At 62.6% G+C, this 23499-nt stretch carries 20 protein-coding genes; 15 read left to right on the top strand and 5 right to left on the bottom strand.

Going from position 1 to position 23499, the window contains the following annotated elements; all coding sequences use genetic code 11:
• Window positions 1–166: 166 nt before the first annotated feature.
• Window positions 167–373: a cold-shock protein gene (locus NCR98_RS02920; RefSeq protein ID WP_244827210.1), complete on the top strand. Its 207-nt coding sequence runs from the start codon at window positions 167–169 to the stop codon at window positions 371–373.
• A 160-nt stretch (window positions 374–533) separates the two neighbouring features.
• Here the strand turns inward: NCR98_RS02920 and icd are convergent, their stop codons facing one another.
• On the bottom strand, window positions 534–1790 hold the full coding sequence (icd, locus tag NCR98_RS02915; protein WP_250525475.1) for an NADP-dependent isocitrate dehydrogenase: 1257 nt from the start codon (window positions 1788–1790) through the stop codon (window positions 534–536).
• A gap of 238 nt (window positions 1791–2028) precedes the next feature.
• On the opposite strand from icd, the gene NCR98_RS02910 reads away from it, so the two are divergent.
• The 10 genes from NCR98_RS02910 to NCR98_RS02865 all read left to right on the top strand — a co-directional run bounded on the left by NCR98_RS02910 (window position 2029) and on the right by NCR98_RS02865 (window position 13168).
• The gene (locus NCR98_RS02910) at window positions 2029–2601 is read left to right on the top strand and encodes a pseudouridine synthase (RefSeq protein ID WP_244827971.1); all 573 of its coding nucleotides are present in this window, start codon (window positions 2029–2031) and stop codon (window positions 2599–2601) included.
• A 358-nt stretch (window positions 2602–2959) separates the two neighbouring features.
• Window positions 2960–3163 (top strand): hypothetical protein, encoded by a 204-nt coding sequence (locus NCR98_RS02905; protein ID WP_244827208.1) that lies wholly within the window; start codon window positions 2960–2962, stop codon window positions 3161–3163.
• Window positions 3164–3398: 235 nt separating this feature from the next.
• A complete protein-coding gene (locus NCR98_RS02900) occupies window positions 3399–3941 on the top strand; it encodes a DUF192 domain-containing protein (RefSeq protein WP_502799716.1) in 543 nt (180 codons plus the stop codon).
• 259 nt (window positions 3942–4200) lie between these two features.
• Window positions 4201–6306 carry an elongation factor G gene (gene fusA / locus NCR98_RS02895; RefSeq protein ID WP_250463444.1) on the top strand — a complete coding sequence of 702 codons (2106 nt, stop codon included), beginning with the start codon at window positions 4201–4203 and terminating at the stop codon, window positions 6304–6306.
• A gap of 127 nt (window positions 6307–6433) precedes the next feature.
• On the top strand, window positions 6434–6913 hold the full coding sequence (locus NCR98_RS02890) for a cupin domain-containing protein (RefSeq protein WP_244827205.1): 480 nt from the start codon (window positions 6434–6436) through the stop codon (window positions 6911–6913).
• A gap of 115 nt (window positions 6914–7028) precedes the next feature.
• Entirely contained in the window at window positions 7029–8699 is a 1671-nt protein-coding gene (locus NCR98_RS02885; protein ID WP_250508642.1) for an ABC transporter substrate-binding protein, read from the top strand.
• Window positions 8700–8714: 15 nt separating this feature from the next.
• Window positions 8715–9746: an ABC transporter permease gene (locus NCR98_RS02880; protein WP_244827203.1), complete on the top strand. Its 1032-nt coding sequence runs from the start codon at window positions 8715–8717 to the stop codon at window positions 9744–9746.
• Window positions 9743–10600 (top strand): ABC transporter permease, encoded by an 858-nt coding sequence (locus tag NCR98_RS02875; RefSeq protein ID WP_250463432.1) that lies wholly within the window; start codon window positions 9743–9745, stop codon window positions 10598–10600. The genes NCR98_RS02880 and NCR98_RS02875 overlap by 4 nt, the downstream gene beginning before the upstream one ends.
• Entirely contained in the window at window positions 10597–12684 is a 2088-nt protein-coding gene (locus tag NCR98_RS02870; protein WP_250463430.1) for an ABC transporter ATP-binding protein, read from the top strand. Before NCR98_RS02875 ends, NCR98_RS02870 begins: the two co-directional genes overlap by 4 nt.
• A 76-nt stretch (window positions 12685–12760) precedes the next feature.
• Window positions 12761–13168 carry a hypothetical protein gene (locus NCR98_RS02865; RefSeq protein WP_250525474.1) on the top strand — a complete coding sequence of 136 codons (408 nt, stop codon included), beginning with the start codon at window positions 12761–12763 and terminating at the stop codon, window positions 13166–13168.
• A gap of 28 nt (window positions 13169–13196) precedes the next feature.
• Here the strand turns inward: NCR98_RS02865 and NCR98_RS02860 are convergent, their stop codons facing one another.
• Genes NCR98_RS02860 through aspT (NCR98_RS02850) form a run of 3 tightly spaced genes read right to left on the bottom strand, consistent with a single transcriptional unit; the run spans window position 13197 to window position 17493 of the window.
• Complete coding sequence (locus NCR98_RS02860) at window positions 13197–14042, bottom strand: aldo/keto reductase (RefSeq protein ID WP_250525473.1); 846 nt, start codon at window positions 14040–14042, stop codon at window positions 13197–13199.
• 57 nt (window positions 14043–14099) lie between these two features.
• Window positions 14100–15797 (bottom strand): aspartate-alanine antiporter, encoded by a 1698-nt coding sequence (gene aspT, locus NCR98_RS02855; RefSeq protein WP_250525472.1) that lies wholly within the window; start codon window positions 15795–15797, stop codon window positions 14100–14102.
• A 13-nt stretch (window positions 15798–15810) separates the two neighbouring features.
• On the bottom strand, window positions 15811–17493 hold the full coding sequence (gene aspT, locus NCR98_RS02850) for an aspartate-alanine antiporter (protein WP_250508637.1): 1683 nt from the start codon (window positions 17491–17493) through the stop codon (window positions 15811–15813).
• Between the two features lie 480 nt (window positions 17494–17973).
• Between aspT (NCR98_RS02850) and NCR98_RS02845 the strand changes: the two genes are divergently transcribed.
• Window positions 17974–18984, top strand: coding sequence for a LysR family transcriptional regulator (locus NCR98_RS02845; RefSeq protein ID WP_250491978.1), 1011 nt, complete (start codon window positions 17974–17976; stop codon window positions 18982–18984).
• Window positions 18985–19046: 62 nt separating this feature from the next.
• Window positions 19047–20066: a 2-hydroxyacid dehydrogenase gene (locus tag NCR98_RS02840; RefSeq protein WP_250463414.1), complete on the top strand. Its 1020-nt coding sequence runs from the start codon at window positions 19047–19049 to the stop codon at window positions 20064–20066.
• A 9-nt stretch (window positions 20067–20075) separates the two neighbouring features.
• Here NCR98_RS02840 and NCR98_RS02835 read toward each other — a convergent pair whose 3' ends face one another.
• Window positions 20076–20573 carry a plasmid fertility inhibition factor family protein gene (locus tag NCR98_RS02835; RefSeq protein ID WP_244827195.1) on the bottom strand — a complete coding sequence of 166 codons (498 nt, stop codon included), beginning with the start codon at window positions 20571–20573 and terminating at the stop codon, window positions 20076–20078.
• Between the two features lie 171 nt (window positions 20574–20744).
• Between NCR98_RS02835 and NCR98_RS02830 the strand changes: the two genes are divergently transcribed.
• Complete coding sequence (locus tag NCR98_RS02830) at window positions 20745–21842, top strand: ligase-associated DNA damage response exonuclease (protein ID WP_250525471.1); 1098 nt, start codon at window positions 20745–20747, stop codon at window positions 21840–21842.
• Window positions 21839–23494, top strand: coding sequence for an ATP-dependent DNA ligase (locus NCR98_RS02825; protein ID WP_250525470.1), 1656 nt, complete (start codon window positions 21839–21841; stop codon window positions 23492–23494). The genes NCR98_RS02830 and NCR98_RS02825 overlap by 4 nt, the downstream gene beginning before the upstream one ends.
• Window positions 23495–23499: the final 5 nt, after the last annotated feature.

Here is a 23499-nt window from a genome sequence, read left to right as displayed (position 1 = left end):
GATTTAAGAGATTCAACAATCAAACTGGCACTTTTTTCCGGGGGCCTCCGGAAATAGAAAAAGAGCCGAGGTGAGCTAGTGAGGAGGACGCGGTTCACAAAGTGGGGTGGCCGACGAGCTTTTCGAGCGTGCTCTGGTTGCGACGAGAGTTAGAGGGGATGTACGAATGTCTACTGGTACGGTCAAATGGTTTAACGACGCGAAAGGTTACGGATTCATCACGCCCGATGAAGGCGGCGAGGATCTGTTTGCACATTTCTCGGCGATTCAAATGAACGGTTTCAAGACGCTCAAGGAAGGCCAGAAGGTCTCCTTCGAGATCGTCCAGGGACCGAAGGGCAAGCAGGCTTCCAACATCCAGGACACTGTCTGAGACGCGGACTGACCGTAAGAAGCGCAAAGCCTTTGAAACCCGGCCCAGGCCGGGTTTTTTTATTGCCTGTTTCTACGCGTTTTACCAAAGACAAAACCCCAAAGACTTTAAGCCCTTGGGGTTTTAATGCAAATACCGGTGATTCGTTGCGGCCGCGCAGTCACATATTCTCGATCATTACTTCGCCGAAACCCGAACATGAAACTTGCGTCGCGCCTTCCATGAGACGCGCGAAGTCGTAAGTAACGCGTTTGGACAGAATGGATTGTTCCATTGAAACGATGATTCGATCCGCCGCCTCGGTCCAGCCGAGATGACGCAGCATCATCTCGGCGGACAAAATTTCCGATCCCGGATTCACATAATCCTTGCCGGCGTACTTCGGCGCGGTGCCGTGAGTGGCTTCGAACATTGCAACCGAGTCCGACATATTGGCGCCCGGCGCAATGCCGATCCCGCCGACCTGCGCCGCGAGCGCATCGGAAATGTAATCGCCGTTCAAGTTCAGGGTGGCGATCACGTCGTATTCGGCGGGGCGCAAAAGAATCTGCTGAAGGAACGCATCCGCGATCACGTCCTTGACGACGATATCGCCACCCGTCTTCGGATTTTTCACCTTCATCCAAGGGCCGCCGTCGATCAGTTCCGCGCCGAACTCCTTCTGCGCGAGCGCGTAGCCGTAATCGCGGAACGCGCCCTCGGTGAACTTCATGATGTTGCCCTTGTGCACGAGTGAAACCGAGCGGCGCTCGTTGTCGATGGCGTATTGGATTGCCTTGCGCACGAGCCGCTCGGTGCCCTCGCGCGACACCGGCTTGATGCCGAGCCCCGACGAGTCCGGAAAGCGGATCTTCTTCACGCCCATTTCCTCGCGCAGAAATTGGATGACCTTCTTCGCTTCCGGCGATTCGGCGGGCCACTCGACGCCCGCATAGATGTCTTCCGAGTTCTCGCGAAAGATCACCATGTCGACCTTTTCCGGCTCGCGCACGGGCGAAGGCACGCCTTTGAAGTAGCGCACCGGCCGCAGACAAACGTAGAGGTCCAGCTGCTGGCGCAGCGCGACGTTGAGCGAGCGAATGCCGCCGCCCACCGGCGTCGTGAGCGGTCCCTTGATGGACACGAGGTATTCCTTCACCACGTCGAGCGTTTCGTCCGGCAGCCAGACATCGGGACCGTAGACGCGCGTCGCCTTCTCGCCCGCGAAGATCTCCATCCATTGAATCTTGCGCTTGCCACCGTAGGCCCGCTCAACCGCCGCATCGACCACTTTGATCATGACCGGCGTGATGTCGACGCCCGTACCGTCACCCTCGATATACGGGATGATCGGCTGATCCGGGACGTTGAGCGAGTAATCCGCGTTGACGGTGATCTTTTCACCGTCCGCCGGAACCTGGATGTGCTGATACGGCATGGTCGACTCCAAAGAAGGCCGGGCTCGAATGGAAGCTGGCGCGATAGTGCGGACGATTCGCGGACCATGAACGTCGACGGCGCCCGCGAGCATGGCCAGAACAGCATTCTAACCACGCGCGAGTACAGCCGGTCGCCGTTCGAGGCCTGACGTCGCGCTTGCGTCGGCTCGCGTCAGGATTGGGGGCGGCTCATTATGCATTAAGATGCCGCTTCGAATTCCGCCGCGCCTTCCTCCGATGCCGCTCATCGCGCTCAATAAACCCTTCGGCACCATCTGCCAGTTTTCCGCGCACGAAACGCGTCCCTCGCTCGGCGACTGGGTAAAGACGCCGGGCGTGTACCCGGCGGGCCGGCTCGACGCCGACAGCGAAGGCCTGCTTTTACTCACCGACGATGGCGCGTTGCAGGCGCGTATTGCCGAGCCGCGTCACAAGCTCGTCAAGCGTTATTGGGCGCAAGTGGAAGGCGCCCCTGACGATGCCGCGCTCGCGCATCTCGCGAAAGGCGTCGATCTGGGCGACTACGTGACGCGTCCGTGCCAATGCGCCTTCGTCGCCCAAGAAGATAGCGACGCGCTCTGGCCGCGCAATCCCCCGATCCGCTATCGCGCGGCAATCCCCACGACGTGGATCGAGCTCGCCATCACCGAGGGCAAGAACCGGCAGGTCAGGCGCATGACCGCAGCCGTGGGCTATCCGACGTTGCGGCTCGTGCGCGTGGCTGTCGGCGCACTCGATATCTTCGCGCTCGGACTCGCGCCGGGCGAATGCATCGAGGTGAATGCGCGTGCGCCGTGGCGACGCGCTTAAAGCTTTATCGACGATAAGCGTCACGTCGTGCGTTTAAATGGCGTGTCGTGTAAGCACGCGTGCAAAGCGCCGAGAAACTTTTTGCCGCGCGTTTGCAAATCTCTTTCAAACGACGTCAACCGAGTCTTCACGCGATGCGTTAAGGACCGCAGATGCCGAACAAAGCTATCCGGCATGAGCGATAAACCAATTGAATATGCTGTGTGCTCCAGGGTATTTGAAAGGTCAAAGCGCTCACAGCTGTATCGAAGACCAAATCATCGATACGACTGTCAACCGAAAGGTGGATGGCTCGTTTACCGACATGACTCCATGACCGGGTCGTTTGGTTAATCAACTCAAGCTAGAGGATTCACAAATGAACAAACTGATCGCTGCTCTCGTCGCTGGCCTGTTCGCAACGGCTGCATTCGCACAAGCATCGGCACCGGAAGCTGCTGCTCCGGCTGCTGCTTCGTCGGCACCGGCAAAGAAGGCTCACAAGTCGCACAAGAGCTCGAAGAAGCATGCGCACAAGAAGGCTGCCGCTTCGGCACCGGAAGCCGCTTCGGCAGCTCAGTAAGTTCGTTGTAAGAGGCGGTATAGCGAAGTTCGATGTTGCAGTACCTGCAAAATCAATAACGAGCAATATCGCCGTCTTTACGGCGTTGAAGGGCAGATGGCCAACACGGCATCTGCCCTTTTGTTTTATCGACTCGCCTCATGGCACGCGCTTCGAGTAACATTCGCGAGTTTGCCGTGAGCCTGCCGGATTCTCGGCGCATCGATTCTTGATAAGGAGCATCGTCGTGATTCCGTTGTTTCATGCCTTGAAGTCTTCATTCGGTCCGAATCATTCAAATTGGCGTTCGCGCATTGCGAGCCGCGCGCTTGCCGCCGTGCAAGCATTAACTATTGCGTTGTTGTTGCCGTTTGCGGCAATGCCGCTTGCACAAGCGCAGACCATGCCGCCCGGTGCCAAGCAGCCTTCCGATTTCCCCCGCGCAAGACTCACCGCCGGCATGTTCGTAATCGATGCCGCTGTCGCCGCCAACGACGCCGATCGCGAGCAAGGCCTCATGTATCGCACGCAGCTTGCATCGAACGAAGGCATGCTCTTCGTGTTTCAGGAAAACGCCGTCCACTGCTTCTGGATGAAGAACACGCTGATCCCGCTGTCGATCGCGTTCATTCGCGCGGATGGCACCGTCACCGACATCGACGAGATGCAAACCGAAACCGAGAACAACCATTGCCCGCGCAACAACGGCGTTTATGCCCTCGAAATGAGCAAGGGCTGGTTCACGGCCAAAGGCATCAAGCCGGGAACGAAGATTTCGGGCTTGCCGGCCGCACAGTAATCGCGGCAATCGCTGGAAAGATAAAGAGGCGCGTCACGTGAACGCGCCTTTTTTTCGTCCATACCGGCCGCATATGGCCGTCTCCGAGCCTTTTCGATTGCCGCAGGAGCGTTCCAGCGAGTTTCCTGCAAAGACCTTGCCAACGCGCTATCCTGAAAAGATTATCGCGATGCCGTTGCGAGCCCGGACGGCAATCGTGTGGCGGCGTGCACGGAATATGCGCATGCCGCCAGGGCTTACTACTCCAAAGGAGGTTCACGTGCCCCGCAAGACTCCCATCGAGCGCTACCGGAATATCGGCATCAGCGCTCACATCGACGCCGGCAAGACCACCACCACCGAGCGCATTCTTTTCTACACCGGCGTGACGCACAAGATCGGCGAGGTGCACGACGGCGCGGCCACGATGGACTGGATGGAACAGGAGCAGGAGCGCGGCATCACGATCACGTCGGCTGCAACCACGGCCTTCTGGAAAGGCATGGCGGGCAATTATCCTGAACACCGTATCAATATCATCGATACGCCGGGACACGTCGACTTCACCATCGAAGTCGAACGCTCGATGCGCGTGCTCGATGGCGCGTGCATGGTCTACGACTCGGTCGGCGGCGTGCAGCCGCAGTCGGAAACCGTGTGGCGTCAGGCGAACAAGTACAAGGTGCCGCGCATTGCGTTCGTCAACAAGATGGACCGCGTCGGCGCGGATTTTTTCCGCGTGCAGCGGCAAATCGGCGAGCGTCTGAAGGGCGTGGCCGTGCCGATTCAGATTCCCATCGGCGCGGAAGATCACTTTCAGGGCGTGGTCGATCTCGTGAAGATGAAGGCGATTCTCTGGGACGACGACAGCCAGGGCATCAAGTTCACCTATGCGGAGATTCCCGACAACCTCAAGGAACTCGCGCACGAATGGCACGGCAAGATGGTCGAGGCCGCCGCCGAAGCCAACGAGGAACTGCTCGAAAAGTACCTCGAGAACCACGAAAGCCTGACCGAGGAAGAAATCAAGGCGGCGCTCAGACAACGCACCATCGCCAACGAAATCGTGCCGATGCTTTGCGGCAGCGCGTTCAAGAACAAGGGCGTGCAGGCCATGCTCGACGCGGTGATCGACTATCTGCCGTCGCCGGTGGACGTGCCCGCCATCCTTGGCCATACGGAAGACGACCAGGAAGCGGAACGCCATCCGAGCGATGACGAGCCGTTCGCCGCCCTCGCCTTCAAGATCATGACGGACCCGTTCGTCGGCCAGCTGATCTTCTTCCGCACGTATTCGGGCGTCGTGAATTCCGGCGATACGGTCTACAACCCGGTGAAGGAAAAGAAGGAACGCCTCGGCCGTATCCTGCAGATGCACGCCAACGAGCGCAAGGAAATCAAGGAAGTGCGCGCGGGCGACATCGCAGCGGCGGTCGGTCTCAAGGAAGCGACCACGGGCGACACGCTCTGCGATCCGAACCACGTCATCATCCTCGAACGGATGATCTTCCCGGAACCGGTGATCTCGCAGGCCGTCGAGCCGAAGACGAAGGCCGACCAGGAAAAGATGGGTATCGCGCTGAACCGGCTTGCGCAGGAAGATCCGTCGTTCCGCGTCACGAGCGACGAGGAATCCGGTCAGACCATCATCTCCGGCATGGGCGAACTGCACCTTGAAATTCTCGTCGACCGGATGAAGCGCGAGTTCGGCGTCGAAGCGACGGTCGGCAAACCGCAAGTGGCGTATCGCGAGACGGTGCGCAACAAGGTCACGGACGTGGAAGGCAAGTTCGTCAAGCAGTCGGGCGGGCGCGGCCAATACGGCCACGCGGTCATCACGCTAGAACCGGACCCGGGCAAGGGCTACGAATTCGTCGATGCCATCAAGGGCGGCGTGATTCCGCGCGAATACATCCCGGCGGTCGACAAGGGCATTCAGGAAACGCTCAAGGCAGGCGTGCTGGCGGGCTATCCTGTCGTCGACACCAAAGTAACGCTGACCTTCGGTTCCTATCACGATGTCGATTCGAACGAAAACGCCTTCCGCATGGCAGGCTCCATCGCGTTCAAGGAAGCGATGCGCCGCGCGCGGCCGGTGCTGCTCGAACCGACCATGGCCGTCGAAGTGGAAACGCCCGAGGAGTTCATGGGCAACGTGATGGGCGATCTGTCGAGCCGTCGGGGCATCGTGCAGGGCATGGACGATATCGCGGGCGGCGGCGGCAAGATCGTGCGCGCCGAGGTGCCGCTGGCCGAGATGTTCGGCTACTCCACTTCGCTGCGTTCGCTCACGCAAGGCCGCGCGACCTACACGATGGAGTTCAAGCACTACACCGAGACGCCGTCCAACGTGTCCGAAGCGATCATCAATTCCAAAGGAAAATGATCGCCGCTTAAGACGTGTAATATCGGAAGTCCGTTGCTCGCGCGTTGTTGGTGGCGGCAACGGACTTTTTTTATCCGCAGACCAAAACGACAAACCCGACGCGATCACCACGACCATCACGACCACTATGAGCGACGCACATCACACCGATTGGCGCGAGCACGGCGTCAAGGTCATCAAGGGCGACCAGCTCGACACCAACACCGCGCAGACGCCGGGCATGAACCGCGCGGCCGCGATCAATGCGGCGCGCGTCGGTGCGCAGAAAATCTGGGCGGGCACGGTCACGATCCACCCGAATGCCAAGACCGGCGCGCATCATCATGGCGCGCTCGAAAGCGTGATCTACGTCGTGCGCGGACAGGCGCGCATGCGCTGGGGCGAACACCTCGAATTCACCGCCGAAGCCGGTCCGGGCGACTTCATCTTCGTGCCGCCTTACGTGCCGCATCAGGAAATCAACGCGAGCACCGACGATCCGCTCGAATGCGTGCTCGTGCGCAGCGACAACGAAGCCGTCGTCGTGAACCTGAATATCGATGCCGTGGAAGCGCCCGAGGAAGTCTTCTGGGTCGACCCGATCCACAAGCATCCGCACGATCATTGACATACCGGCCGCACGCCTTGGCATGCGGCCCGTTCCTTGCTTCCTCGAAACGACGCGGCAACGCTTTTCGCGTGGCCGAACGCATAACGACAACCCGCATACGGAACGACCACCGATGAAGAAATCCTCGACCGACGCACATCACCTCGACGCAGCGCGCACTCATGCGGGCGACCTGGGTAATCATGCGATCGACGAATTCAAGGCAGGCCGGCTTACGCGCCGCGAGTTATTGCGTCATGCGAGCGTGCTGGGTATCGCGCTTTCGGCTGGCGGCTTGCTTGGACTCGGCGCGACGAACGCTCGCGCTCAGGCCGCGGCCAAGCCGGGCGGCACGATTCGCGTGGCGCATCTGACGCCCGCGGGCGCCGTCGATCCGCTCACCGTCACCGATGCCTCGGGTCTCGCGCTGATCAATCAAACCGGCGAATTCCTGATCGACGACGACAGCGAAAAGCTCGCGCTCAATCCCGCGCTCGCGCTGTCGTGGTCGTCGAATGCGAAGGGCGATGTCTGGACTTTCAAACTGCGCCAGAACGTGAAGTTCCACGACGGCCAGACCATGACCGCCAAGGACGTGGCCGCGACCTTCAACCGCCTGGCCGATCCGAACGCCGGTTCGGCCGCGCTCTCGGTTCTGAAAGGCGTGCTGTCGAAGGATTCCGCGAAGGCCATCGACGATCACACCGTAGAGTTTCATCTGGACGCGCCCAACGGCAATTTCCCCTACTACGTTTCGTCCGACAACTACAACGCCGTCATTCTCCCGGCGAATTTCACGGGTTCGTACGAGAAGACCTTCATGGGCACGGGCGCGTTCAAGCTCGAAAAGTACACGCCGAAAGTGGGCGCGTCGTTCGTGCGCAATCTCGACTACTGGGGCGCGAAAGCGCTGCCGGACCGCGTGAACTTCTCGTTCTATGCGGACCATCAGGCGCAGCTTCTCGCCATGCAAGGCCGCCAGGCCGACGTCATGGGCGACTTCACCGTGCAAGGCGGCGTCTCGATCCTGAGCAACTCGCAGTTCAAGGTGCTGGGCGCGAAGTCGAGCTCGCATCGGCAGATTCACATGCGCTGCGACACCGGCCCGTTCAAGGACAAGCGCGTGCGCCAGGCGCTGGCGCTGGCGATCAATCGCGAAGTCATCGTGAAAGGGTTGTTCAAGGGCCGCGCGACCGTCGGCAACGACAGCCCGTTTGCGCCCGTGTTTCCGTCGAGCGATCTTTCCGTGCCGCAGCGCCATCTCGATGTTGCGAAGGCCAAGCAACTGCTCGGCGAGGCAGGCGTGGCGAACGGCTTCGACATCACGCTCACGACCGAAAAGTACATGGAAATTCCTGACCTCGCGGTCGTCGTGCAGAACGCGGCCAAGGCCGTGGGCATCCGCATCACGCTGAAGGTCGAAAGTCAGGATCTGTATTACGGCTCGGGCACGTTCGGCAAGTCGGACTGGCTGGATTCGCCGCTCGGCATCACGGACTACGGGCATCGCGGCGTGCCGAACGTGTTCCTCAACGCGCCGCTCACGAGCGACGGCACCTGGAACGCGGCGCACTTCAAGAATCCCGCTTACGACAAACTCGTCGCGCAGTTCGTGGCCTCGCTCGACGTGGCATCGCAGAAGAAAGTGTCGGGCGACATTCAGCGTCTGTTGCTCGATGAAACGCCCGTGATCATCCCGTACTTCTACGACCAGCTGATCGTCACGCGCGCCAATGTTTCGGGCGTGCGCTTCAATGCGATTTCGCAGATGTGGTTCGACCGGGCGACGGTGTCGGCGGCTTAAAGGAGGTTCGCGAGGATGAGCACGATCACGCCCTCGACCCGCATCGGGCCGGCGCGCAACGGCGGCGCGAAAGCACGCCGCGTGTTGCGCTTCGTCGGCGTGCGCGTGCTGCTTGCGCTCGTCACGCTCTGGCTCTTGTCGATGATCGTCTTCGCCGGCGGCCAGTTGCTGCCGGGCGATGTCGGCCGCGCCATTCTCGGCCCGCTCGCGGATGCGCGCGCTGTCGCCGCGCTGAATCATCAGCTCGGCGTGGACCGGCCGCTTCTCACGCAATATTCGGCGTGGATCACGCATTTCCTGCGCGGCGACATGGGCGAGTCGTATGCGTTTCGCGCGCCGGTTGCACCGTTTATCGGCGAGGCGCTGTGGAATTCGGCGAAGCTCGGTGCGCTGGCGTTCATCGTCGTGGTGCCGCTCGGCATTGCAGGCGGCGTGTATGCGGCGCTGCACGCGGGGCGCTGGATCGACCGGATCATCAGCATTGGCGGACTCACGTTGACGGTCGTGCCGGAATTCGTCTCGTCCATCGTGCTGATCCTCATCTTCGGCGTGTGGCTGCAATGGCTGCCGATAGAAGCAAGCGCCAGCGCCGATGCCGGCATTCTCACGCAATTGCAGCATCTGATTTTGCCGGTGTTGCCACTCGTCTTCGTGTTCTTCGGCTATATCGCGCGGATGGCGCGCGCGGGCACCGTCGAAGCGCTCGATGCCGACTACACGCGCACCGCGATCCTCAAGGGCTTGCCGCGCCGTATCGTGATCTGGCGGCACGTGCTGCGCAATGCGCTTCTGCCAACCGTGACGGTTGCCGCGACGCAGCTCGGCTACATGATCGGCGGGCTGGTCGTCGTGGAGACGCTCTTCCACTATCAGGGCATCGGCTCGCTGATCTACAACGCGGCGAAGGCCAAGGACTTCCCGATGCTCGAAGCAGGCGTACTCAGCATCGGCGTGATCTACACGGCGGCGAATCTGATCGCGGATGCGCTTTACGTCGTGCTGAATCCGCGTCTGCGCACGGCGGATTCGTCGGGAGACGGGCGATGAGCACGCAAGCCCTCGCCCCCGTCAAACCGAAGCGCTTCGAGGCGCTTTTCGCGCTGTCGCGCTCGGCGACCTTCGTCGTCGGCGTGTCGATCCTGCTCTTCTGGGTGCTGTGCGCCTTGTTCGGTCAGCATGCCGTGCCGATCGATCCCTACGCTTCCGATCCCTTGAACTCGCTCGCGCCGCCTTCCGGCGATCACTGGTTCGGCACCGATCAGCTCGGCCGCGACGTGTTCGCGCGCGTGATCGTCGGGTCGCGCGACATTCTCACCATCGCGCCGCTGGCGACACTCATCGGCACGGCGGCGGGCACGGCCATCGGCCTCGTGGTCGGCTACTTCGACGGCTGGGTCGATGCCGTCGTCGGCCGCGCTATCGACGCTCTTCTCGCGCTGCCGCTCGTCATCGTCGCGCTGCTGGCGCTGGCCGCCGTGGGCGCGAGCAACACGACGGTGATCATCGTGATCGGCCTGACCTTCGCGCCGATCACCGCGCGCACGGTACGCGCCGCCGTGCTGGGCGAACGCCATCTCGACTACGTGATGGCGGCGCAGTTGCGCGGCGAGAACGCGCTTTACATCATGTTCGCGGAGATTCTTCCGAACGTGCTGCCGCCAATCATCGTCGAAGCCACCGTGCGGCTCGGCTACGCGATCTTCGCGGTCGCGACGCTCTCGTTCCTGGGATTCGGCATTCAGCCGCCGTCCGCCGACTGGGGACTCGCGTTGTCCGAAAGCTATACGCTGATGGCGGGCGGCGCGTGGTGGACGGTCGTGTTCGATGCCGCCGCCATTGCCTCGCTCGTCGTCGCTGTCAACCTCGTCGCGGATGCCGTGCAAGGAGTGCTCGACCGATGAACGGACCGCCGCCATCGGCATTTCCCACATTCGGCGCCGCCAAGGGCGAAGCGACCGACGCGCTCACCATCGTCGGACTGACGGTGGCCTACCGTTCGCGCGGACGCGAGCGCGAAGTGCTGCAGGACGTCTCCTTGCGCGTGCGGCGTGGCGAAGCGTACGGACTCGTCGGCGAATCCGGCTGCGGCAAGTCGACGGCGGCGCTCGCGGTGCTGCGCTACTTGCCGAAGAACGGCCGCGTAAAGTCGGGCCGCATCTCGATAGCCGGGCGCGATGTCTCCGCGCTGTCCGCCGACGCCCTGCGCGAAATGCGCGCCGATGCCGTCTCCATGGTCTATCAGGACCCGGGGCGCGCGTTGAATCCGTCGCTGACCGTCGCGCGGCAGGTGTCCGAAGCCTTCGAGGCTTCGGGCGCTTCTGAAAGCGACGCGCTCGAGCGCACGGTGGAGATGCTGCGGCGTGTGCGTATTGCATCGCCCGAACGGGTGATGGAAAGCTACCCGCATCAACTGTCGGGCGGCATGCAGCAGCGCGTGGTGATCGCCATGGCGCTTGCCTGCAATCCCGAACTGCTGATTCTCGATGAACCCACCACCGGTCTCGATGCCACCGTCGAAGCTGAAGTGCTCGATCTCATTGCGCAATTGCGTGAGGAACTCGGCACCGCCGTGCTGTTCATCAGCCACAATCTCGCGGTGATCGGGCGCATGTGCGAGCGCGTCGGCGTGCTGTATGCGGGCAAGCTCGTCGAGGAAGGCGCAACCGCCGATGTCTTCGCAAAGCCGCGCCATCCATACACCGTGGGCCTGTTGCGCTGTCTGCCGACGAGTGGCCGCAGCAAGGAAAACGGCCGGCTCGACACCATTCCCGGTTCGTTGCCGCTGCCGGGATCGGTGACGCAAGGGTGCATCTTCGCCGCGCGCTGCAAGCTCGCCGACGAACGGTGTCTCAAGGAAGCGCCGCCGCCATATCGGATGAGTGCGGCGCACGGCGATCAGATGGCGCGCTGTCACTATCACGAACGCGCGGAAACGCTGCCGCGTTCGACCGACGAAACGCCCGCCGCGCCTCCACTCGATCATCGAGCGCAACCGACGCTCGCGCTCACCGCACGCAACCTGTCCAAAACCTTCCATGTCGGCGATGAAGAAGTGCGCGCCGTTCACGATGTCTCGCTCGACCTCGTGCAAGGCGAAACGCTCGGACTCGTCGGCGAATCGGGCAGCGGCAAGACCACGCTCGCCAAGCTGCTGCTGGGCCTCGTCTCGCCGGACAAGGGCGCGACGCTCGAACTCGACGGCCAGCATCTGCCCGAACGCGTCACGCGGCGCAGCGACGAGCAGGTGAAGTCGCTGCAGATCGTGTTCCAGAACCCGGATTCGGCGCTCAATCGCGCGCATTCGGTGCGCCGGCTGATTGCGCGTTCGCTGTCGAAACTCGCGTCGCTGCGTGGCGAAGCGAAGGAAAAGCGCCTGCAATCGCTGACCGAAGCCGTGCGTCTGCCGGAGCGCTATCTCGGCTCGCGCACGCGCCAGTTGTCGGGCGGGTTGAAGCAACGCGTGGCGATCGCGCGTGCTTTTGCGGGCGATCCGCGCGTCGTCGTCTGCGACGAGCCGACTTCCGCGCTCGATGTCTCCGTGCAGGCCGCCATCCTCAATCTGCTGGCGGACTTGCAGCGCGAACGGCGTGTGAGCTACGTGTTTATCTCGCACGATCTGCACGTCGTGCGCTATTTGTCGGATCGGATTGCGGTGCTGTATCTCGGGCGCATCATGGAGATCGGCCGCGCGGCGGATGTCTTCACGGGGCCGCAGCATCCGTACACCGAAGCATTGCTCTCGTCGGTGCCCGCGCTCGAAAGCGCGCCCGTGCAAAACGAGCGCATTCGCTTGTCGGGCGAGTTGCCGAGCGCGGCGAATCCGCCTTCGGGATGCGTGTTCCACACGCGCTGTCCGCGCAAGATCGGCGACATCTGCGAACGCAAGGCTCCGCCTTGCCGCGATGCGGGGCACGGTCATGCCATTCACTGTCATATTCCGGTCGAGGAGCTGCGCGCGCTGCAAAGTCCCGAAAAGGTGACTTAAGCGCCGCGCGCCCGGAACCAAAGTGCGTGTTTGCGCCTCTCATCGGTTCACTCTCAAAACAACGAGGATTCAATCGATGAAACCCACTCTCTCGCTCGCTCTCGCCGCAGCTTGTTCCTTCGGTTCGGCCGCCGCTCACGCGCAGACGGCGGCGCCTGCCGCCATCGACCAGAGCTTCACTGCTTATTCGCTCGCGCAGCAATGCGCCCAGAAGGGCGACAACACCGCGCAAGGTCAGTGCGTGGGCGCCGTGCGCGGCATCGTGCGGGGTTATCAGTACGGCGTGCTGTTCCTGTCGCAACGCGCGTCGCTGCAGGATGGCGACACCAAGCGCGTGTCGCTGTGCCTGACGGATACGTCGGTGTCATCGATCGTCGATGACTTCCTCACCGATGCGAAACAGGTGAACGAAGCTGATCTCAAGCGCACGCCGGCTGAAGTGGCGGTGCTGGGGTCGGTGCATTTGCATCACGCTTGCACGTGACTTGCACGTGCTTTGCACTTGAGCCCGCTCAAAGCATCTCCAACCCGCGCTTCGCTTTTGGCGGCTTGAACTGCTGATCGATATCCGCCAGTTCATCCGCCGACAACGCAAGGTCGAGCGCCGCGCGATTCTCGCGGATATGCGCAATATCCGCGGCTTTAGGAATCGCGAAGACTTGCGGCTGTTGCAGTACCCACGCGAGCGCGACCTGAAACGCCGAAACACCGCGCGCCGCCGCGATCTTCTCCAGCGCCCCGCCCTTCGGTAGACGCGCGTGATCGACGGGGCTATACGCCATCGCCGGAATGCGGCGCTCGCGCAACCACGGCAGCAGGTCGAATTCCGGTCCACGACGCGCGACGTTATAGAGAATCTGATCGGTTGCGCAGGCATCGCCGTGATCGAGCGAAAAAAGTTCTTCCATGTCGTCGGTGTCGAAGTTGCTCACGCCCCAGTGGCGAATCTTGCCATCGCGCCTGAGCTTTTCGAAGCCTGCGATCACGCCTTCCAGATCCTCGCCGCCGCGCCAGTGCAGCAAGTAAAGATCGATGCGGTCCGTCGCCAGCCGCTTCAGGCTGCGCTCGCACGCGCTCTGCACGCCGCGTTCATTGCCGTTATGCGGATACACCTTGCTGACGATGAACAAGTCCTCGCGCCGGTCGCCGAGCGCTTCGGCGATCAGCTTTTCGCTTTCGCCATCGCCGTACATTTCGGCGGTATCGATGAGCGTCATGCCGAGTTCCACGCCCTCACGCAATGCGGCGATCTCGGTCTGGCGGGTGTTCGGGCGTTCGCCCATCTCCCAGGTTCCCTGGCCGAGCTTTGGAATGGTTTCGCCGTTCGGCAACGTGACGGTTGGCAGTGTGTACGCCATGGAAAGCCTCCTTGTGCTGAAGGCCAATTATGTCGCAAGGAGCACTCCAGGTCTTCGCTAGACCAGTCCGACGACGAGCGGCCCGAGCAAGGTCAGAAGCACGTTCGCAAGCGCGTAGGTGACGGCGAACGCAGCCGTCGGCACCGGGCTTTCCGCCTTGTCGAGCACGCCGCCGAACGCCGGATTCGCACTGCGCGACCCCGACAGCGCGCCCGCGAAAACCGCCGCGTTGTCGTAGCGCAGGACATATCGGCCGAACAGCATCGTGAGAAGAAGCGGAAACAGCGTGACGAATACGCCGAGCAGAAAGATGGTCACGCCGCTTTGCTTCACCGTCACGACCGCCTGCAAGCCCGAGTTCAGGCCGACCACCGCGACGAACGCAGCCAGCCCGAAGTCCTTCAGCAATTGCGATGCGGCGGGCGGCATGACGCCATACATCGGATGCTTGCCGCGCATCCAGCCGAACAGAAGGCCCGTGAGCAGACAGCCGCCGCCCGAGCCGAGCGTGATCGGTATGCCGCCCACGCGCACCACGATCAGCCCGATCAGCAGTCCCAGCACGATACCCACGCCCATGTAGATGAAGTCGGTCTTGTCGGTAAAGGGAAGCTCGTAACCGGCGGCATCGACGGCGCGCTTCGTGTCTTGCGGCGAACCGTAGACGGTGATCACATCGCCATGTTCGAGGCGCGTCTCCGGCAACACGGGCATAGGCGAACCGGCGCGCGAAATCTCCTGGATATAGACGCCGTGCCGCATGTCGCGATCCACGGTCGCGCGCAGCGCGGCGATCGTCGTGTGGTTCATGCCGCGCTTGGTGAACACGCCCTGACGCTTCTGCATGACGACGCTGATGCCGTCGGTGTCCGCGACTTCCTCGCCGAGTTGCGCCGCCGCGCTCACCATTACTTCGCGCCGTCCGACGACGAGCACGATATCGCCTGCCGCGAGCATGACGTCGGGGCGCGCTTCGAGCGCCTTGCCGCCGCGCCGGATGCGCTCGATGGTGATCATGTCCGCTTCGGCCATTTCGAGGTCGGCCACCGTGCGGCCCGCCGCGCCGCTTGCCGCCGTCACGCGAAATGCCCGCCCGACGAGCGCGGGCAACGCGGAAACCTGGCCCGCCGCGGGCCCGGATGCGCCGCCGCCCGCAAGCTGCCGCTCGGCGTCGACGGATGCTTCCTTCAGGCTCTGTCCCATGAACTTCGGCAGGACGTTCACGCAGACGATGATCGCGCCGAGCGAGCCGAAGACGTAAGTCACGGCATAGGCAATGGCGACATCGGACTGGAGCGCCTTCGCTTCGGCGGCCGGCAAGCCGAGCCGCGCGATCGCGTCGCCCGCCGTGCCGATGATCGCCGATTGCGTCAGCGCCCCGCCCGCGAGTCCGGCCGCGAGTCCCTTGTTCAATCCGAAGACCTTCGCGCAGACGATCACCGTGACGAGCGCGGAGACAGCCAGAAACACGGCCATCGCGATTTCGCGCAGCGTCTTGCGATTGAGCGAGTTGAAGAACTGCGGCCCGGAGTCGTAGCCGACCGCATAGATGAACACGGCGAACATCACCGCCTTCACGCCATTGTCGATTTGCACGCCGATCTGGCTGATCGCCACCGCCGCGAGCAGCGAGCCGCCCACGCCGCCCAGCTGGAACTTGCCGAAGTTGACCTGGCCGATGAGATAACCCGCCGCGAGCGAAAGAAAGAGCGCCGTTTCGGGCGACTTCTGAAAAACGAGGTGCAGCCATTCCATGTCGATGTCCCCTTCAGCCGAGCTTGCTCGCCAGCCCGACGACGAGCGGCCCGAGCAGCGGCAGCAGCACGTTCGAGATCGCATAGGTGATGGTGTAGCCGATCACGGGCGTCGCGTTGCCCGTCACGCCGACGAGCGCGCTGATGGCGGGCGTGCTGCACTGCTGGCCGGCGATCGCGCCGAGCAGCATCGGCACTTCGAGCTTGAGCAGCATCCTGCCGATGAAAAGCGATGCGAGCGCGGGCCCCAGCGTGATGACGATGCCCGCAAGCGGCAACGCGATGCCGAATTCGCGAATCAGCCGCAGCGCGTCCGCGCCCGCCGACAAGCCCACCGCCGCGATGAAGGTGCACAGCCCGAAGTCCTTGAGAATCTGCGCGGCGGCGGATGGCAACGAGCCGATCACCGGATAGCGCGAACGAATCCAGCCGAATAGAAGACCCGCGAGAAGACAACCGCCGCCCGTGCCGAGCGTGATGTCGATGCCGCCGACACGCGCAGAAAACCGCCCAATCGCGATGCCCGCGATCACGCCGAGCCCGAGATACACGAAGTCGGTTTTTTGGGTCGCGCGGATGATGTAGCCGAGCTTCGACGCGCCGCGCGCGACATCTTCCTTATTGCCGACGAGCGTCAGCACATCGCCGCGATGCAGTTGCGTGCCGGGCAACGCGGGAATGGTGCTGTCCAGTCGGGTCACGGCCGCGACGAAGACGCCGCGCCCTTCGCCCGGCGCGGCGCGGGCGCGCGCCTGGGCAAGCGTGAGGCCGTGCAGCGCGCGCGCTGTGAGCATGACGTCGACTTTCTCGACGTAGACATCCGAGACGCCGCCGCCGAACACCTCCTCGCCGATGGCGGGCAGTGCCTCGACGATCGCCTCGCGGCGGCCGCCGACCATCACGCGGTCGTTCGCCTTCAGGATGACCGACGGCTGCGCCTTGATGACCGAGCGGTCGCGCAACACGCGCTGCACGCTGATGTTGTTGCCGAAGCGCTTTTCAAGATCGCCGATGGACTGGCCCGCGCCCGCCGTCACTTTCAGTTCGCGTCCGGCGAGAGGCGGCGCGGCAAGCGTCTGCCCTTCGGACAGCGCGCCGTCGCCACCGAGCTTGCGCCACACGCGCTCGGCTTCATCGCGCAGATTAACGCGCAGGATGAGCGGCGCGAACTGGCTCGAAAAGAGCACGATCGTGACGAGCCCGAACAGGTAGCTCACGCTGTACGCGGTCACGATATTCGCCTGCAAGCGCGCGATTTCCGCGGCCGGAAGCCCAAGCCGCCCGATGGCCTCGGACGCCGTGCCGATCACGGCCGATTCGGTGGCGCCGCCGGCCAGAAGTCCCGCCGCCGTGCCTGGATCGAGCCTGAGCAGGCGCACGCTCAGGAGCACGAGCGCCACCACCACCACGACTTCCACGAGTGAGAGGATGCCGTAGCGCCAGCCGCGTCCGACATTCGCGAAAAACTGCGGGCCGCCCGTGAATCCGAGCGCAAAGATAAAAAGCGCGAAAGCGATATTTTTCAGATCGGGGGAAATTCGCGCGCCGCTTTGCCCGAGAATCAGCGCGACGATAAGCGTGCCGCAAACGCCGCCCAGCTGAATCGGCCCGAGTTTGAAAGACCCAATAAAAAAACCGATCGCGAGACTCGCGAAGAGAGCTATTTCCGGTTGCGCCTTTAACAGAGTCCACAGCATGGTTGGTGTAGATCCGGTTGATTGTCGACAAAACCTCGGGCTTATTTATTAGCTCTCAAGCCGGGAAAATCCCGATTGGATTTTATCCAATTCAGCAAAGCGGAGATACGTTTCCTAACATAAACCCGCTACTAATCTCACGGTTAATTAAAATGCTGCTTTTTAGTATCCACACAATACTTCATACGACTTCGTTATCGCTTTGCTGGCAAGCATAAGCGCGGTTCCGTGCGATATCGCACCTTCAGGAGCAGATTCGTATAAAAATCAACCATCAAGTCCGTGCATCTACGAAAAACCGAAATAAAACCCGTCATGTGCGCAATTACTCTATTTACCTTAAAAAATTAAATATTGCATTTCTTTCGTCCTGTCAACATTATCCGTTTAAAGAACAAAACGAGGGTCAACAAAAGTGAACGGCCGTATCTTTGGATGCGCCTAACTCACTCCATCGCTGTACAACCTGAGGGCTGCACAATGAATCAGATCCATGCAATGCGAGTTTTCGTTCGGGTAGCCGATACCGAAAGCTTCAGACGAGCCGCCCAGCAACTAGACGTCTCAAATGCCTTGGTGACACGGGCAATTGCCATGCTCGAAGCGCATTTGCGAACGCGTTTGATTAACCGGACCACGCGAAATCTTTCTCTCACGGAAGCCGGCACACGCTATCTCGAAGGCTGTCGGGCTCTGCTGGAAGAACTGGATCATCTTGAGTCGGCAGTTACCCATACCGAAGGCGAACCTAGCGGCACTTTGCGCGTGGTGGCATCGAGCGCGCTTTCACTCCTAACCCTTACTCCGTTAATCGACGGATTCAGAAAGCTTTATCCGAAAGTCAATGTGCGCCTGACGCTCGCCGAACGTCACGTCGATCTCGTCGAAGACGGCTATGACGTGGGAATCGTCACCGCGTTCATGGTGTCGAGCACCGCGCTCGTGGAACGTCCCGTCGGCAATAACGCGCTCGTGCCCGTTGCCACGCCCGCGTATCTCGCTGAACACGGCACGCCCGCCACGCCAACCGATCTACAGTCCATGCCGTCCGTTGGGCTACCCAGCGAGATACGAAGCTCTTCCTGGCATTTCCGGCACCGCCATGGAGCAGCGGACCAAGTTGCCCTCGCTCCCGTCTACTCGGTCAACAGTGCGCTGATGGTGCGCCTCGCGACGATGCGTGACATGGGCTTTTCGATCCTGCCCGAAGGCATCGTCAACCGAGATATCGCAGACGGCACGCTCGTGCGGCTCTTGCCTGAGTACACCATCGACGACCCGGAGATGAAAGTGTCGATCGTCTATCCGGGACGTCAATATCTGCCTGCCAAGACGCGCTTTTTCATCGACTACGCGCTTGAAAGGCTCACTCAGGAAGTGACCTCGGCATCGTCCAAGCCAGATGAAATCTATCGGCCGACGCCCCCCGCCTTTAAGCCCGCACCGGGCGCAGGCGTGACGCCTGCCGTCACCTCGGCGACCCACCACTAACCCCAAAGGCGTGCGGCTTATCTCACAGGCCGGTACGCGTCGATTCTTGCCTGTGACGAAACATGTCGAGCGCCCATTCCCATCGCCTCATTCTCTTCAGCAGCCGTCAGTACGACGCCGATACGTTTTGTCAGGCTAACGAATCGTTCGGCGTCGAGCTCGATTTTCGCGAAGCTCATCTCGACGCGCAGACGGCCATCCTTGCGCAAGGTTTCACGGCCGTCTGCCCGTTCGTCAACGATCTCGTCGACGCCGCCGTACTCGAAAAGCTCCACGCAGGCGGCACGCGTCTGGTCGCATTGCGCTCGGCGGGCTTCAATCATGTCGATCTGCATGCGGCCAAGCGCCTTGGCATCGCCGTCACGCGCGTTCCCGCGTATTCGCCGCATGCGGTGGCGGAACACGCGGCCGGCATGATCCTCACGCTCAATCGCCGGCTGCATCGCGCGGTGGCGCGCACGCGCGAAGGCGATTTCTCGCTCAACGGCCTGCTCGGCTTCGATCTGTATGGCAAGACCGTCGGCGTGGTCGGCACGGGTATCATCGGGCGCACGTTCGGCAAGATCATGGCGGGCTTCGGCATGCAGGTGCTCGCCTACGATCCAGGACCGCCCGCCACGGACCTGCTCGAACGCGGCGCGCGCTATGTCGCTCTGGACGAACTGCTCGCGAACTCCGATGTCGTCTCGCTGCACTGTCCGCTCCTGCCCGCGACCTATCACATGATCGACGAACCCGCGCTCGCAAGCATGAAGCGCGGCGCCATGCTCATCAATACCGGACGCGGCGGGCTCGTGGAAAGCAATGCGTTGATCGGCGCGTTGAAGAGCGGCCAGTTAGGGCATCTCGGACTGGATGTCTACGAGGAAGAAGGCGGTCTTTTCTTCGAAGACCATTCGGACCACTTGCTTCAGGACGACGTGCTCGCGCGTCTGCTCACGTTTCCGAACGTCATCATTACCGCGCATCAGGCGTTTTTTACGCGCGAGGCGTTGATCGAGATTGCATCGACCACGCTCGGCAACCTCATCGCATGGGCGAACGGCACGCCGCGTAATCTGGTCGATGCCCCCGCCGCCTGACCGGCGCAATCACATATCGCCGTATTCCGCGCTCGCTTCGCCGGGCGCGGCGCACATGGCAAGCAGCATGGCCGCTTCGCGCTCGTGCACTTCCACCGGCATGCAAAGCGCGCCCGCATGAGCCAGATAGCGCGCGCGATGCTGCCCGTTGCGAAACGCGATCACACCCTCACGATGCACGCCCAGCAAGCCGAGAAAACCCGACGAGCGGCGCACGCTGATGGTCACGTAAGGCATCTCCGGCACACGCGGATTGTCCGGGTCGAGAAACTCGCGGATACCGCGTACCTTGCCCGCGTGCCAGTCGGTGACGGCCTTGAGCACGTAGTCGGTGTCGTCGCGATTGGCGCATTCGAGCAGTTTCCTGACATCGACGAGTACGACCTGATGGCGGGAACCCGGGTCGTTGAAGACCCGTTTCAGGCGCACGAAGTCGTACTGAGGATGGCCTTGCAGCCTGACGATCCAGACCGCTTCTGCGGCGGTCGGCGCTACGATCGTATCCATGTTCGGCACCAAAAAGACGAGCGGCGCGCGCCCCGTGCGCGCGTATCGCGAGATGAAGCGGCGATAGATGAGTCAGTTAAACTTTTACACCCTAGCGGTTAATCGTGAAAGCACCATGACGGGCACGTGGCGTGCTTTTGTGGTCGGAATCGAACACTATTGGCAAGCTGCATGCCTCAACGTCTCGTGGACTCCTCTTCCGACCTGATCGTCGCGCGGCCCGAAGGGCTGTTTTGCCCGCCGGGCGGCTTCTATATCGACCCGTGGCGACCGGTCGAACGCGCCGTGATCACACACGCGCATGCGGACCACGCACGCTTCGGACATGCGCGCTATCTCACCGCCGAAGCGGGACTGGGCGTGTTGCAGTCGCGCCTTCCGGGCATCGACGTTCAAGGTCTGCCTTATGGCGAGAGAATCGACGTGAATGGCGTGACGGTCTCGCTGCATCCCGCCGGACATGTGCTCGGCTCGGCGCAAGTGCGCGTGGAGCACGGCGGCCGCGTGTGGGTCGCATCCGGCGACTACAAGGTCGAGCCCGATCCGACTTGCGCGCCCTTCGAGCCCGTGCGCTGCGATACCTTCATCACGGAATCGACCTTCGGCTTGCCGATCTATCGATGGGAACCGTCCAAGGCCGTGTTCGATGGCGTCGATGCATGGTGGCGGCATAACGCCGCCGAAGGCCGCGCTTCCGTGCTCTTCTGCTATTCGTTCGGCAAGGCGCAGCATGTGCTCGCGGGCATCGACAGGAGTATCGGGCCGATCTTCTGTCATGGCGCGGTCGAGCCGCTGAATCGCGCCTATCGCGATGCGGGTGTCGACCTGCCGCCGACGCGCCTCGTCAGTGAAATCGCCGCGCGCGACAAGGCCGAGTTCAAGGGCGCGCTGATCGTCGCGCCACCATCCGCGCAAGGCAGCACGTGGATGCGCCGCTTCGGCGATTACAGCGATGCCTTCGCGTCCGGCTGGATGCGTCTGCGCGGCACGCGGCGGCGCAAGGGCGTGGACCGCGGCTTCGTGTTGTCCGACCATGCGGACTGGCCGGGCCTGCAACTCGCGATAGGCGCGACGGGCGCGGAACGCGTGATCGTCACGCACGGACAGATCGAGCCGATGGTGCGCTGGCTCACCGAGCAAGGTCTCGAAGCAGGCGCGTTCACGACCGAATACGGCGACGACGCCATCGAAGCCGATGCCGCCGATGCGCCCGCCGAAGTCTCTGCGCCAGCCGCGACCGACGCGTCAGCCGAGACCGCGCCGCAATGAAACGCTTCGCGACGCTCTATACGGCGCTCGACGCCACCACATCGACGAACGAAAAGCTCGAAGCGCTGATCGCCTACTTCTCGGGCGCCGCGGCCGAAGACGCGGCGTGGGCGTCGTACTTCCTTGCAGGCGGCAAGCCGCGCCAGTCGGTGCCGACGCGCCTTTTGACCGAACTCGCCCGCGAACGCGCGGGTCTGCCGGATTGGCTCTTCGAGGAGTCGTATCAGGCCGTCGGCGATCTCGCGGAGACGATTGCGCACGTGCTCCCGCCCGCCTCGCGCGAATCGGAACTCGGGCTTGCTCAATGGATCGAGGAGCGCGTGCTGACCTTGCGTGGCGTGTCGCCGGCGGAGTTGCGTGAGCGGCTGCTCGGTTACTGGGACGAACTCAACTGGGGCGAGCGCTTCCTGCTCACCAAGCTGATCGGCGGCGGTTTTCGTGTGGGCGTCGCGCGGCAACTCGTCGTGCGCGCGCTCGCGCAAGTGGCGGGCGTCGATCACAAGCGCATCGCGCAACGCATGGTCGGCTGGACCGACTCGCGCCAAAGCCCGAGCGCGGCGCGTTATCTTCGGCTGATCGCGCCGACAGCCGAAGGCGATGACGTCGATACCCCGCACGAAAGCGATATCGGCTTGCCGTTTCCCTTCTTTCTTGCGCATCCGTTGCAAATCGATCCGGCGACGCTCGGCGCGCCATCGGACTGGATCGCCGAATGGAAGTGGGACGGCATTCGCGCGCAGATCGTCAAGCGCGCGGGCCGCGTGTGGATCTGGTCGCGCGGCGAGGATCTCGTCACGGAGCGGTTTCCGGAGCTTGCCGCGCTCGGCGCCGCACTGCCCGACGGCACCGTGATCGACGGCGAGATTCTCGCGTGGGAACCGGGCGCGGACGCACCGCTGCCGTTCGCGCGTCTGCAACCGCGCATCACGCGCAAGTCGCTGACGAAGAAAGTGCTCGCCGATTCTCCCGCCGCGATGCTCGCCTACGATCTGCTCGAAGCCGATGGCCGCGACCTGCGCACCGAGCCTTTGGAAACGCGTCGTGCGAAGCTGGATGCGCTGGCGGCATCGCTCGCGGTGGATGTCTTGCGCGTGTCGCCGCTCGTGGTGGCGCCCAATTGGGAGACGCTCGCCGGCTTGCGCGACGAAAGCCGCGCGCGCGGTGTCGAAGGGCTCATGCTGAAAGAGCGCATGTCGATGTATGGCGTCGGCCGCACCAAGGCGTCGGGAACCTGGTGGAAGTGGAAGATCGATCCCTACGCCATCGACGCCGTCTTGCTCTACGCCCAGCGCGGCCACGGCCGGCGCGCGAGCCTCTACACGGATTTCACCTTCGCGGTCTGGGACGAAGCGGACGGCGTGCGCACGCTGGTGCCGTTCGCCAAGGCCTATTCCGGCTTGACCGACGAGGAAATGCGCAAGGTCGATGCAATCGTGCGCAAGACGACCATCGAAAAATTCGGTCCGGTGCGCAGCGTCACGCCGACGCTCGTGTTCGAGATCGGCTTCGAGGGCATTCAGGCGAGTCCACGCCACAAATCGGGCATCGCGGTGCGCTTTCCGCGCATGCTGCGCTGGCGGACCGACAAGACTATCGAGGACGCCGATACGCTCGACATGCTCAAGGGGTTTTTGAACGAGGCGGTGGCATGAGAAGC

The sequence above is a fragment of the Caballeronia sp. GAWG2-1 genome (assembly GCF_023631405.1).
Classification (GTDB): domain Bacteria; phylum Pseudomonadota; class Gammaproteobacteria; order Burkholderiales; family Burkholderiaceae; genus Caballeronia.
Note: the sequence above shows the minus strand (reverse complement) of the source record. Positions and strands in the feature narration are given on the sequence as shown.